Raw genomic sequence first — 11,778 nt, 5'->3', positions numbered from 1 at the left:
CGATCCTCGCGGCGTTTTTGTACCTGGGGGATTACCCCAGGTTCTTGCCCAGCAGGGCGTGGTACAACTCGCTGTCTCCGAGAATCCCCACCACCTGGTTGTTGTCATGCAACACCAGCTTGTTCCCGGTGTGATAACGGATCTGCAACGCGTCGCGCATGCCGATATTCGAGTCCACCAGCGTCGGCAACCGGCCCAAACCTTCTACCGCTTGCCCCGGTGCCCAGTTCTGCAGGTTCATCACCGCACCATTCTGGCGGGCGCCCTTGATGGTGTTGCCTTCGGCCAGGTCCAGCCACGAGTCGCCGCCCGGGTCCAGGCACACCGAACCGTTGACGCGCTTGCAGTTGTCCAGCGTGCGCATCAGGCTGCGGCCGCACAACACGTTCAGCGGGTTGGTATGCGCGACGAAGGTACGCACATAGTCGTCCGCCGGGTTCAGCACGATCTCTTCCGGCACGCTGTACTGGATGATCTTGCCGTCTTTCATGATTGCGATGCGGCTGCCCAGTTTGAGCGCCTCGTCGAGGTCGTGGCTCACGAACACGATGGTCTTGCTCAGCTTGCGTTGCAGTTCCAGCAACTCGTCCTGCAGGCCTTGGCGGATCAGCGGGTCGAGGGCGGAGAAGGGTTCGTCCATCAGCAGGATGTCGGCGTCCATCGCCAATGCACGGGCCAGGCCGACGCGCTGCTGCATGCCGCCGGAGAGTTCGTCCGGCTTCTTGTTGCGCCATTGGGTCAGGCCTACCAGCTCAAGTTTCTCATCCACCAGCTTGCGTCGGTCTTTCTCCGGCCGGCCCTGCATTTCCAGGCCGAAGCTGATGTTTTCGCGCACTGTCAGCCATGGCATCAGGGCAAACTTCTGGAACACCATGGCGATGCGTTTGGTGCGCATCATTTTCAGCTCGGCGGGTGTGCAGGAGGCGATGTCGATCTGGCGACCTTCATGCTCCACGAACAGTTGGCCACGGCTCACGGTGTTGAGGCCGTTGATGCAGCGCAACAAGCTGGATTTGCCGGAGCCCGACAGGCCCATCAGTACGCAGATCTCGCCTTTCTCGACATCCAGGCTGGCTTTTTCAACGCCGACAATCTGCCCGGTCTTTTTCAGGATTTCGTTACGGCTCATGCCCTGGTCCAGCAGCTTGAGCGCCTCGCGTGGGTCTTTTGAAAAGATCACGTCGACATTGTCGAATCGGATAATGCTCATGCATCACCCCCTACTTTAGCGTCGGGTTGTTTGCAGATGCGGTCGAGCATGATGGCCAGCAGCACGATCGCCAGGCCGGCTTCAAAGCCCAGGGCGATATCGGCGGTGTTCAGCGCGTTGACCACGGGTTTGCCGAGGCCGTCGGCGCCCACCAGGGCCGCGATCACCACCATCGACAACGACAGCATGATGCATTGGGTAATGCCGGCGGCAATGCTCGGCATGGCGTGGGGCAGTTCAATGCGCGAGAGCAACTGACGGCGCGAGCAGCCAAAGGCCTTGCCGGCGTCCATCAACTCTTGCGGTACATCACGGATACCCAGGTAGGTCAGGCGGATCGGCGCGGCAATCGCGAACACCACCGTGGAAATCAGCCCAGGCACCACACCCAGCCCGAAGAGGGTCAGGGTAGGGATGAGGTAGACGAAGGTCGGTACGGTCTGCATCAGATCGAGCACCGGCCGCATCATGGTGTAGAACAACGGTTTGTGCGCGGCAACAATGCCCAGCGGCACACCGATGACCACGCAGACCAGGGTGGCGAACAGCACTTGCGCCAGGGTCTCCATGGTTTCCTGCCAGTACCCCAGGTTGAGGATCAGCAGGAAGGAGGCGATGACAAAAACAGTCAGTCCCCATTTACGTTGGATAAAGTGAGCCAGCAGCGCAATCAGACCGATCAATGCCAGCGGATTGAACCAGGTCAGCGCGAACGTCACGCCGTGGATCATCGTTTCCAGTGTCGATGCGATTGCGTCGAAGTAGTTGGCGCCGTGTTGGGTCAACCATTCGACGAAGGCAGCGATGTACTGGCCTAGTGGGATTTTCTGTTCAGTCAGCATGGTAGTGAATGTCCACATGCGAAGAGGGAAAACATCCCGGGGCAGCGCACCGCCCCGGGGACAACATTACTTGGCGAGGTAGGCTTTAACGGCGTCGAGTCCTGGTTTGCCATCTGCGGTGGTGACACCGGCGAGCCAGGTGTCGAGCACTTGCGGGTTGGCTTTCAGCCAGGCCTTGGCGGCGGCGTCAGGCTTTTGTTTGTCGTCCAGGACTTTACCCATCAGGGTGCTTTCCATGTCCAAGGTGAACACCAGGTTTTTCAGCAACTGGCCGACGTTGCTGCATTCCTGGGTGTAGCCCTTGCGGGTGTTGGTGTAGATGGTGGCCTGGCCGTAGTTGGGGCCGAACGAGTCGTCACCGCCGGTCAGGTACTTCATCTTGAAGCGGGTGTTCATCGGGTGCGGTTCCCATCCAAGGAACACGATGGCCTGGTCGCGCTTGGTGGCGCGTTCGACCTGGGAGAGCATGCCGGCTTCGCTGGATTCGACGACTTTGAAGCCGGCGGTTTTCAGGCCGAAGGCGTCTTTGTCGATCAGCGTCTGGATGGTGCGGTTGCCGTCGTTGCCTGGCTCGATGCCGTAGATCTTGCCGCCCAGCTCATCCTTGAATTTGGCGATGTCGGCGAAGTCCTTGAGGCCCTTGTTGTACAGCGCTTCCGGGACGGCCAGGGTGTACTTGGCGTTTTCCAGGTTGGCGCGCACGGTTTCCACGGTGCCGGCATCACGGTACTGCTTGATGTCGTTTTCCATGGTCGGCATCCAGTTGCCGAGGAAGATGTCCATGTTCTTGCCGTCGGCCAGTGACTTGTAGGTCACGGGTACCGAAATCATCGTGGTGCGCGGCTTGTAGCCCAGGCCCTTGAGGATTTCGCTGGTGGTCGCGGTGGTGACGGTGATGTCGGTCCAGCCGACATCGGAGAAGTTGACGGTCTGACATTGTGCCGGTTCTGCGGCGTGCGCCATGACTGGCAGACTCAGCATGGCGGCCAACAACAACTGGGGTGAACCTTTCATCTGGGTAGACTCCTGTGTTTTTTCTGGCGGCATTCGCCGCGCTTTATAAGTGTTGCGGTTGGTGCGTGCGACAACAGCTCTGGCACGGTGCCTTGCAAACGAGTCGAGACTGATCATGTACCAGTGAAAATCTGACGCCTACAGGGGGCGTCGTATCCAGTACAGGGATGGTCGTATCCAGTGTCGGTGACGTCGCTTACAGATTTTTCTTAAGGCGAAACTGCAGTTTTCGTCTATCTGCACCGCTAAAAACGGCCAAAACAGGTGATCGTACGCAAGCGACGCTGGTGAGCATGGTTACGTCGGTGTGAGACGCCGTGATGACGAACAAAAGGCTGATGATGCCGCCATCTGGGCGATTTGAGCGTAGCAGCTGGCCCGTGCTTATCGAGGAGTTCCACGGCAATGGCTATCAGTGTTTTCGACCTGTTCAAGATCGGCATCGGGCCTTCGAGTTCTCACACCGTCGGCCCCATGCGCGCCGCGGCGTTGTTCGTTCAAGGCTTGCGTGAACGTGAACTGTTGGAACAAGTGCGGCGCGTCGAAGTTCAGCTCTACGGCTCCTTGTCCGCCACCGGCATCGGCCACGGCAGCGACACAGCGACCATCATGGGCCTGATGGGCGAATGGCCTGACGCTATCGATCCGTCGCAGATTGGCCTGCGCATTCACACTCTGCGCGAGACCGATACATTGCTGCTGGATGGTCGTTTGCCGGTGCCCTTCGTCTGGGCGCGGGACATGCGCCTGCTCGACGAGAACCTGCCGTTCCACCCCAACGCCATGACACTGGTGGTGTTCGGCGACAGCGGTGAATTGCACCGCGACACCTACTATTCGGTGGGCGGCGGTTTCGTGGTGGATGAAGCCCAGGCGCAAAGCGGCGTGGCCGATATGGACCGAACCGTGTTGCCTTACGACTTTTCCAGCGCGGTCGAACTGTTGCAGTTGTGCAAGACCCACAACCTGCGCGTCGCCGAATTGATGCTGGCTAACGAAAAAACCTGGCGCTCCGAAGAAGAAATCCGCAGCGGCCTGATGAAACTCTGGCGCGCCATGCAGGATTGCGTGGAGCAGGGCCTCAAGCACGAAGGCATCCTGCCTGGCGGCCTGAACGTGCGCCGCCGTGCCGCCAAGTTGCATCGCAGCCTGCAAGAGTTGGGTAAGCCGAACGTGATCGGCTCGACCTTGAGTGCCATGGAGTGGGTCAACCTGTTCGCCCTGGCAGTCAACGAGGAAAACGCCGCCGGTGGACGCATGGTCACCGCACCCACCAACGGCGCGGCGGGGATCATCCCGGCGGTGTTGCACTACTTCATGAAGTTCAGCGAGGAAGTCACCGAAGCCAATGTGGTCGACTACCTGCTCGGTGCGGCGGCGGTGGGCATCCTGTGTAAGAAGAACGCCTCGATCTCCGGTGCTGAAGTCGGTTGCCAGGGTGAAGTGGGTTCGGCCTGCGCGATGGCGGCTGCTGGTTTGGCCGAGATCCTTGGCGCCACGCCGGAACAGCTGTGCAACGCCGCCGAAATCGGCTTGGAACACAACTTGGGCCTTACCTGCGACCCGGTGGGTGGGCTGGTGCAAGTGCCGTGCATCGAGCGCAATGCAATTGCGGCGGTGAAGGCGATCAACGCGGCGCAAATGGCGCTGCGTGGCGATGGCCAGCACTTTATCTCCCTGGACCGGGTGATCCGCACCATGCGCGATACTGGGGCGGATATGCATGACAAGTACAAAGAGACATCGCGGGGTGGGTTGGCGGTCAGCGCCGTCGAATGTTGAGCTGACCCCATCCCTCTGTAGGGGCGAGCTTGCTCGCGAAGAACCCGAGAGCGCCGCGTCCCTCCAGAATGCCCGCGTTATCGTTAACCACCTTCGCGAGCAAGCTCGCTCCTACATTGAACATCACCCGACGAGCACGCCACCTTTTGGCGCGTCGCAAACAGATAAGTAGCTACCGAACGATTTCCCTCCTGACCACCGGTTACCCGTGCTTGGGGTGACAGACTTCTCCCACACCCGCAAAGCGCCTTCCCACAAGTGCTACCGATCTGCTCACGCCCCGTGGGCAGACTCCTTCCTACGGCTGATTTCGGCTATATCCGTACTCGCGGCGCGGGCTTATCTAGACGCGTCATCAGGTCGTTTTTAGGAGTTATTGGACGGCCATTCAATTTTAGGCATGGCATTTGCTCTATCAATTCAAAGCCTCTCTCCTCGCTGGATGAAGAGCGCAATAACAAGAGCCTCGCCTGAGGCCATCACCCGCTTTGTGTGAGGAGATACCGCGATGACGTCGTTCAACTCCGGGGCCCAACCCCAGAACCGTGCGCCTCAATCCATCGGCTTTTTGCTGCTGGACAATTTCACGCTGATTTCCCTGGCCTCCGCAGTCGAACCCCTGCGCATGGCCAACCAGCTCTCCGGCCGCGAGCTGTATCGCTGGACGACCTTGAGCGTCGACGGAAACCAGGTGTGGGCCAGCGACGGTCTGCAAATCACCCCCGATGCTTCCATGCACAAAGCCCCAGCCCTGGACACCGTGATCGTGTGCGGCGGCGTGGGTATCCAACGTACTGTGACCCGTGAACATGTGTCGTGGCTGCAAAGCCAGGCGCGTCAGTCCCGTCGCCTTGGCGCGGTGTGCACCGGCAGTTGGGCCTTGGCCTGCGCCGGTCTGCTCGATGGCTTTGATTGCAGCGTGCACTGGGAATGCCTGGCCTCGATGCAGGAAGCCTTCCCCCGCGTGGCCATGAGCACACGCCTGTTCACCCTCGACCGCAACCGTTTCACCAGCTCCGGCGGCACCGCGCCACTGGACATGATGCTGCACCTGATCAGCCGCGACCACGGCCGTGAGCTGTCGGCCGCGATCTCCGAGATGTTTGTGTACGAACGCATCCGCAACGAACAGGATCACCAGCGTGTGCCGCTCAAGCACATGCTCGGCACCAACCAGCCGAAGCTGCAGGAAATCGTCGCGCTGATGGAAGCCAACCTGGAAGAGCCGATCGACCTGGACGAACTGGCGGTGTACGTCGCCGTGTCGCGTCGCCAGTTGGAGCGCCTGTTCCAGAAATACCTGCACTGTTCGCCGTCGCGCTACTACCTCAAGCTGCGCCTGATCCGTGCACGGCAGTTGCTCAAGCAAACGCCGATGTCGATCATCGAAGTGGCGTCGGTGTGCGGGTTTGTCTCCACGCCGCACTTCTCCAAGTGCTACCGCGAATACTTCGGCATTCCGCCACGGGATGAGCGTGTGGGTTCCAACACCACCCAGCAAGTGGCGATGATGCCGATTCCGCAGGCGCTGGTGTTGTCACCGTTGTCGGGGCCGATGTCGGCGTTGAGTCAGGCGCGTAATGAGTCGACGTTTGCCAGCGTAAGGCTGTAACGGTAGGAGCGAGCTTGCTCGCGAAAAACGCAAGAGCGCTGTGGACATCCTGAATGCCCGCGCCATCATTGGCGATCTTCGCGAGCAAGCTCGCTCCTACAGGGTCGTTGTCAGGCGCCAGAGTTCTGCTTGAATTGCACCAACGCCGGCAACAACTGCTTATCGATCGCCTGCCGCACCGCCGGCAGAATCGTCGCGCTGCCGGTGTACATCTGCTCAACCATGCCCTTGAGCGCCTTGGCTCGCGCCTCGCTCAAACCACGCACCGCGCACTCGCAGGCCTGTTCGGCGGTGGCGCCGCTGGACACTTCAAAACCCAGTGAGCGCAGCTGGCCCAGCAGGTCATCCTGGTCAATCAAATCCGCGTGCATCATGACGTTTATCCTGGTGAAGGGAACGGGGTTTGACCTCGATTCTGGTAGCCGCCCGAGGGGTCGGCAAGGGCAGATTGCACGAATGCCTCAGATGGCTATGAGCATGTCGTTTTCGGGCCATTTACCGAACGCATTAATGGGCACACTGAACTCAAGCACTCAGCTTGAAGGTTTGGTCACCCTCAGGATGTAACGCTCACACAAGGCACTCTGCCCCGATCCAGTCACGGCTGGATCGGGGCTTTTTTTTAACGCTGCAATACCAGGATCCGCGAGAGCAACTCATCCCGATCGATGTAGCAACCCTGGAAGTGCCGCGCCCCTGAAGTGGGGTCAAAGGCATTACGTGCATGCAAGGTGCGGCGGTTGTCGAAGCACCACAGCTCCCCCGGATTCAAGCGCTTGACCACACGAAAGCGATCTTCCCGCGTCATGGCGATAAAACGTCGATACGCGCGATACAGCAGCGGCATCTGTGCAACGCTGGTCTCGAAAGGCCCACGCAAAAAATTGGCCATGCGAATCTCCGCCACATCCCCCACCGCATCCAGCGCAATGATCGGCGCCAGGCGGCGATAGTCGCTGTGCCGGTCCTTGTTGCGGAACTCCACCGGGATTTCACACAGCGCCCGGAACGCTTCGGGATCTTCCGCACGCAGGGTATTGGCGATGGCAAATCCGTCGACAAAAATGCTCTCGCCACCGCTGGCATCGTTCACCAGGCAATGCAGGAATTGCAGGCCCGGTTGCAGCTCCCTTGTGGGTAGATCGGTGTGCAAGGGCAGGTTGAAAGCGGTGTAGGCATTGCTGTCGGCGTCGGCCTTGGATTGCACATTGAACAGCACGCCGAAGTTGCTCTCGCGGATGAAGGATATGCGCTTGGCGACCAACGCTAGCGAGCCGGGCTCGGTTGGGACGCCCCGGATTTGCGTCAGGCCTGAATCGCGCAGCGCCAGCAACCATTGCAGTAGCGCGTTCGGGTTTTCCATGACTGCCTTGTATTCGAACACCGGCAGCTGGAAGCGACTGTCCCACAGCTGCGAATGGGGCTTTGCCGCACGGCGTTCGGCACGGGATTCGTCGTCATAGGCATGAGCCCGCAGCCAGCCGGGATCGTACTGGCTGCGGTGGCCGCCGCTCCATTCCACCCACAGATTGCCTTGATCAAGACGGGCCGAGGCAGCCTTGAGATTGGCGTCCACGTCGACAATCTCCAGTACTTGTTCGCGGGTCACGCTGTACACGCATTCTGCACAGGGGCAGTTGTCCCGCAGCCATTGATGATGAAACGGGCTGACCCGCCCATCGGCCCAATGCACAAGGAGTTGATCTTCCAGCACCCGCACGTCCGCGATGTCGCAGATCTTCGGGTAGGTACGGAAATCGGCGACAGCGGCGGCAGTTTGCATGGTGGCTCCTTATTGCTTCTTGGGGGGCAGTCCAATCACTCGGCCAAGCAGGGCAGGGCGCGGCAGGTCAGCCTGCTGCGCACTGATAGCCGTAAGTTTTTCCAGCGTGGCCTCGGTGAACGGCGCCGAATTCGGGCCGGCCAGATCAACGTGCAGCAGCATCTGCTCGTTGCCCGCCAGCTCCTTTTCATCGCCCACTAAATGCAGGCTGTGATAGAGGTGCAGGCGCTTGGCATCAAAGGCGATCAGTTGGGTATGCACCTCCACGTCGGCACCCAGTTTCACTTCGTGCAGGTAGTTGAGGTGCAGCTCCAGGGTGAACAGCGAATGGCCGCTGGCTTCGCGGTTTTCACTGTCCAGGCCCAGGGTGTCCATCAGCGCGTCGGTGGCGTAGCTGAAGATCAGCAAGTAGAACGCGTCGCGCAGGTGGCCGTTGTAGTCCACCCAGTCGGGGTGGACCTGGGTGGTGTAGGTGGTGAGTGCGGGCATGTCAGGGGTTCCGTTATTCGGCGAAAGTCATGCCGTGCTTGGCTTTGGTGGTTTTCACCGCCTCCAGCACCGCCAGCAGGCAATCATCACGATAGCGCTCCAGCGCCGAAATGCTGTGTGTGCCCAGTTGATCGCTGGTGCCGTCGACTACATCGTCGATCAGCTTGTCGGTCAGCTCCGGCGCCGGCAGGTAGGTCCACGGCAATTGCAGCGCCGGGCCGAACTGCGCCATGAAGTGGCGCATGCCGGCGCCGCCGCCGGCCAGGGTGTAGGTCAAGAAGGTACCCATGAACGACCAGCGCAAGCCCGCGCCAAAGCGGATCGCGTCGTCGATTTCGCCGGTGGTGGCCACGCCGTCATTGACCAGATGCAGGGCTTCACGCCACAGCGCTTCGAGCAGACGGTCGGCGATAAAGCCTGGGACTTCCTTGCGCACGTGCAGGGGGCGCATGCCGAGGGATTCGTACACCTTGATCGCGGCCTGGATTGCCTCTGGCGCGGTGTTCTTGCCGCCGACCACCTCCACCAGCGGCAGCAGGTAAACCGGGTTGAACGGGTGGCCGACCACGCACCGCTCCGGGTGGGTCGAGCCCTCGTAGAACTCGCTCGGCAACAGGCCGGACGTGCTCGACCCAATCAACGCATTCGGTTTGGCCGCAGCGCTGATCTTGCTGTGCAGGTCGAGTTTCAGTTCCAGGCGTTCCGGGGCGCTTTCCTGGATGAAGTCGGCGTCTTTCACACACTCTTCAATGGTGGCGACAAAGCGCAGGCGATCCTGGGACGCGCCCGGCGCCAGGCCTTGTTTTTCCAGAGCGCCCCAGGCGTTGGCGACGCGTTTGCGCAGTGCGGCTTCGGCACCGGGCGCCGGGTCCCAGGCGACGACATCCAGGCCATGGGCCAGGGCGCGGGATACCCAGCCGCTGCCGATGACACCGCTGCCCAAGGCGGCGAAGGTTTTGATTTCGGTGATAAAGCTCATGGCAAATTCCTAAAATAGTGGTGGCTGCAATCAACCGCGCTTGGTCAAACCCATCTTGATTCGGCCCTCGGCCGGGGTCATGACCCGTGCACCCAGACGGCTGAGGATTTCACTGGCGCGCTCCACCAACTGGCCGTTGGTGGCGAGCACGCCTTTGTCCAGCCACAGGTTGTCTTCCAGGCCGACCCGCACGTTGCCGCCCAGCAGCACGGCTTGCGCCGCCATCGGCATTTGCATACGGCCGATACCAAAGCCGGCCCACACCGCGTCGGCGGGCAGGTTGTCGACCATGGCTTTCATGGTGGTGGTGTCTGCCGGTGCGCCCCATGGGATGCCCAGGCACAGTTGGAACAGTGGGTTGTCGAGCAGGCCTTCCTTGATCATCTGTTTGGCGAACCACAGGTGACCGGTGTCGAAGATTTCCAGCTCGGCCTTCACGCCCAGTTCCTGGATGCGCTTGGCGCCGGCCCGCAGTTGCGCCGGGGTGGAGACGTAAATAGTGTCGCCATCGCCAAAGTTCAGCGTGCCGCAGTCCAGGGTGCAGATTTCCGGCAGCAACTCTTCGACGTGAGCCAGGCGGGTCAACGGGCCGACCAGGTCGGTGTTGGGGCCGAACTCCATCGGGTTCTCGCCGCCGCCGATCTCCAGGTCGCCGCCCATGCCGGCAGTGAGGTTGACGATAATGTCGATGTCAGCCTCGCGGATGCGCTCCATCACTTCGCGGTACAGGGCAACGTCACGGCTGAACTTGCCGGTTTCAGGGTCGCGCACATGGCAGTGCACAACGGTGGCGCCGGCCTTGGCAGCTTCCACGGCGGCGGCGGCGATTTGTTTGGGGGTGACCGGCACGTGTGGGCTGCGGCTGGTCGTGTCGCCAGCACCGGTGAGTGCGCAGGTGATGATGACGTCGTGGTTCATTAGGCGGTTCCTTACAGGCGTGGTGGTGCCGTTCGCAGCCCGGTTGAGCTGCGAAACGGTGGTTCAGAAAAGGTTATTTGCTGGTCAGTTGCAGGTTGGCCGCGGCCGGCTTGCCGTCGAAGGTAGTCACCCCTTCCAGCCAGCGCGCCTGGTCTTGCGGGTGATCCTTGAGCCACTGCTTGGCGGACTCGATGGCGTCCTTGTGATCCAGCAACGGCTGCATCATCCGGCTCTCGTCGGCGGCGGTGAAGGTGAGGTTGGTCAGCAGTTTGTGCACGTTGGGGCACTGCTCGGCGTAGTTCGGCGCGGTGACGCTCCACACGGTGGCCATGCCTTCGTTCGGGCCCAGGGCGTCGTCGCTGCCGGTGAGGTAGGTCATGGCGACGTTGACGTTCATCGGGTGCGGCGCCCAGCCGAAGAACACCACGGCTTCCTTGCGGCGTACCGCACGGTCGACAGCGGCGAGCATGCCGGCCTCACTGGATTCCACCAGCTGGAACTTGCCCAGGCCGAACTGGTTCTTGGCGATCATCGCCTTGATCTGGGTGTTGGCGCCCGAGCCTGGCTCGATGCCGTAGATCTTGCCGCCCAGTTCTTTTTCGAACTTGGCGATGTCGGCGAAGGTTTTCAGGCCCTTGTCCGCCAGGTAAGTCGGCACGGCGAGGGTGGCGCGCGCGTCTTCCAGGCTGGGTTTGTCGAGGACCTTGACTTGCTTGGCGTCGACGAACGGTGTGATGGTCTGGGTCATCAGCGGGTTCCAGTAGCCTAGGAACAAGTCCAGGCGCTGGTCGCGGATGCCGGCGAAGATGATTTGCTGGGAGGCGCTGGTCTGTTTGGTCTTGTAGCCGAGGCCGTCGAGCAACACTTGGGTCATGGCGCTGGTGGCGATTACGTCGGTCCAGTTCACCACGCCCATGCGCACGTTCTGGCAAGATGCCGCATCGGCAGCCAGTACGTTCGTGCTCAAGATGGCGCTGGCGCTGAGTGCAAGCACACAGCGGCTGATCAGTCGGTTCATGGTGGATCCCTCGGCAGGTCGTTATTGTGGGGTCCGGTGTCTTTGTGCACCGTGGAGCCAAGTTACGTAGCTTTGGGGGCGACAAAACGCACGGCGGCGACCAGCTCTTGCACTGCAGCGACCTGCCCCCT

The 11,778-nt window shown here is 61.0% G+C and carries 11 protein-coding genes; 2 read left to right on the top strand and 9 right to left on the bottom strand.

The annotated features are described in order from the left end of the window. Window positions 1-31 precede the first annotated feature (31 nt). From choV to CI807_RS04060, 3 genes are all read right to left on the bottom strand, one after another. Complete coding sequence (gene choV, locus CI807_RS04070) at window positions 32-1,210, bottom strand: choline ABC transporter ATP-binding protein (protein WP_095013816.1); 1,179 nt, start codon at window positions 1,208-1,210, stop codon at window positions 32-34. Beyond that, entirely contained in the window at window positions 1,207-2,052 is an 846-nt protein-coding gene (gene choW / locus CI807_RS04065) for a choline ABC transporter permease subunit (protein WP_016972877.1), read from the bottom strand. The genes choV and choW overlap by 4 nt, the downstream gene beginning before the upstream one ends. A gap of 66 nt (window positions 2,053-2,118) precedes the next feature. Then, window positions 2,119-3,066 (bottom strand): choline ABC transporter substrate-binding protein, encoded by a 948-nt coding sequence (locus CI807_RS04060; protein ID WP_095013815.1) that lies wholly within the window; start codon window positions 3,064-3,066, stop codon window positions 2,119-2,121. 405 nt (window positions 3,067-3,471) lie between these two features. Here CI807_RS04060 and CI807_RS04055 point away from each other — a divergent pair, with 405 nt between their 5' ends. Continuing rightward, complete coding sequence (locus CI807_RS04055; RefSeq protein WP_095013814.1) at window positions 3,472-4,848, top strand: L-serine ammonia-lyase; 1,377 nt, start codon at window positions 3,472-3,474, stop codon at window positions 4,846-4,848. Window positions 4,849-5,356: 508 nt separating this feature from the next. Next, window positions 5,357-6,460, top strand: a complete 1,104-nt coding sequence (locus tag CI807_RS04050) for a GlxA family transcriptional regulator (RefSeq protein WP_005792167.1) — start codon at window positions 5,357-5,359, stop codon at window positions 6,458-6,460. Between the two features lie 110 nt (window positions 6,461-6,570). Here CI807_RS04050 and CI807_RS04045 read toward each other — a convergent pair whose 3' ends face one another. From CI807_RS04045 to CI807_RS04020, 6 genes are all read right to left on the bottom strand, one after another. Then, on the bottom strand, window positions 6,571-6,834 hold the full coding sequence (locus CI807_RS04045; RefSeq protein ID WP_010207120.1) for a hypothetical protein: 264 nt from the start codon (window positions 6,832-6,834) through the stop codon (window positions 6,571-6,573). A 248-nt stretch (window positions 6,835-7,082) separates the two neighbouring features. After that, entirely contained in the window at window positions 7,083-8,243 is a 1,161-nt protein-coding gene (locus CI807_RS04040) for a gamma-butyrobetaine dioxygenase (protein WP_095013813.1), read from the bottom strand. A gap of 9 nt (window positions 8,244-8,252) precedes the next feature. After that, on the bottom strand, window positions 8,253-8,732 hold the full coding sequence (locus CI807_RS04035; RefSeq protein ID WP_095013812.1) for a thioesterase family protein: 480 nt from the start codon (window positions 8,730-8,732) through the stop codon (window positions 8,253-8,255). A gap of 13 nt (window positions 8,733-8,745) precedes the next feature. Further along, window positions 8,746-9,711, bottom strand: a complete 966-nt coding sequence (locus tag CI807_RS04030; protein ID WP_095013811.1) for an L-carnitine dehydrogenase — start codon at window positions 9,709-9,711, stop codon at window positions 8,746-8,748. 30 nt (window positions 9,712-9,741) lie between these two features. Then, the gene (locus tag CI807_RS04025; RefSeq protein WP_038848894.1) at window positions 9,742-10,629 is read right to left on the bottom strand and encodes a 3-keto-5-aminohexanoate cleavage protein; all 888 of its coding nucleotides are present in this window, start codon (window positions 10,627-10,629) and stop codon (window positions 9,742-9,744) included. A 73-nt stretch (window positions 10,630-10,702) separates the two neighbouring features. Beyond that, the gene (locus CI807_RS04020; RefSeq protein ID WP_028618234.1) at window positions 10,703-11,647 is read right to left on the bottom strand and encodes a choline ABC transporter substrate-binding protein; all 945 of its coding nucleotides are present in this window, start codon (window positions 11,645-11,647) and stop codon (window positions 10,703-10,705) included. Window positions 11,648-11,778: the final 131 nt, after the last annotated feature.

It is taken from the genome of Pseudomonas sp. NS1(2017) (assembly GCF_002269425.1).
Classification (GTDB): domain Bacteria; phylum Pseudomonadota; class Gammaproteobacteria; order Pseudomonadales; family Pseudomonadaceae; genus Aquipseudomonas; species Aquipseudomonas reactans.
The sequence above is the reverse complement of the archived record's forward strand: the minus strand, read 5'-3'. Positions and strand labels throughout refer to the sequence as shown.

What these genes read in the sequence shown, in the direction of transcription:
- CI807_RS04055 (WP_095013814.1), top strand. Translation starts at nt 3,472, where the DNA reads ATGGCTATCAGTGTTTTCGACCTGTTCAAGATCGGCATCGGGCCTTCG.
- CI807_RS04040 (WP_095013813.1), bottom strand. Translation starts at nt 8,243, where the DNA reads ATGCAAACTGCCGCCGCTGTCGCCGATTTCCGTACCTACCCGAAGATC.
- CI807_RS04050 (WP_005792167.1), top strand. Translation starts at nt 5,357, where the DNA reads ATGACGTCGTTCAACTCCGGGGCCCAACCCCAGAACCGTGCGCCTCAA.
- choW (WP_016972877.1), bottom strand. Translation starts at nt 2,052, where the DNA reads ATGCTGACTGAACAGAAAATCCCACTAGGCCAGTACATCGCTGCCTTC.
- CI807_RS04045 (WP_010207120.1), bottom strand. Translation starts at nt 6,834, where the DNA reads ATGATGCACGCGGATTTGATTGACCAGGATGACCTGCTGGGCCAGCTG.
- CI807_RS04035 (WP_095013812.1), bottom strand. Translation starts at nt 8,732, where the DNA reads ATGCCCGCACTCACCACCTACACCACCCAGGTCCACCCCGACTGGGTG.
- CI807_RS04025 (WP_038848894.1), bottom strand. Translation starts at nt 10,629, where the DNA reads ATGAACCACGACGTCATCATCACCTGCGCACTCACCGGTGCTGGCGAC.
- CI807_RS04060 (WP_095013815.1), bottom strand. Translation starts at nt 3,066, where the DNA reads ATGAAAGGTTCACCCCAGTTGTTGTTGGCCGCCATGCTGAGTCTGCCA.
- choV (WP_095013816.1), bottom strand. Translation starts at nt 1,210, where the DNA reads ATGAGCATTATCCGATTCGACAATGTCGACGTGATCTTTTCAAAAGAC.
- CI807_RS04020 (WP_028618234.1), bottom strand. Translation starts at nt 11,647, where the DNA reads ATGAACCGACTGATCAGCCGCTGTGTGCTTGCACTCAGCGCCAGCGCC.
- CI807_RS04030 (WP_095013811.1), bottom strand. Translation starts at nt 9,711, where the DNA reads ATGAGCTTTATCACCGAAATCAAAACCTTCGCCGCCTTGGGCAGCGGT.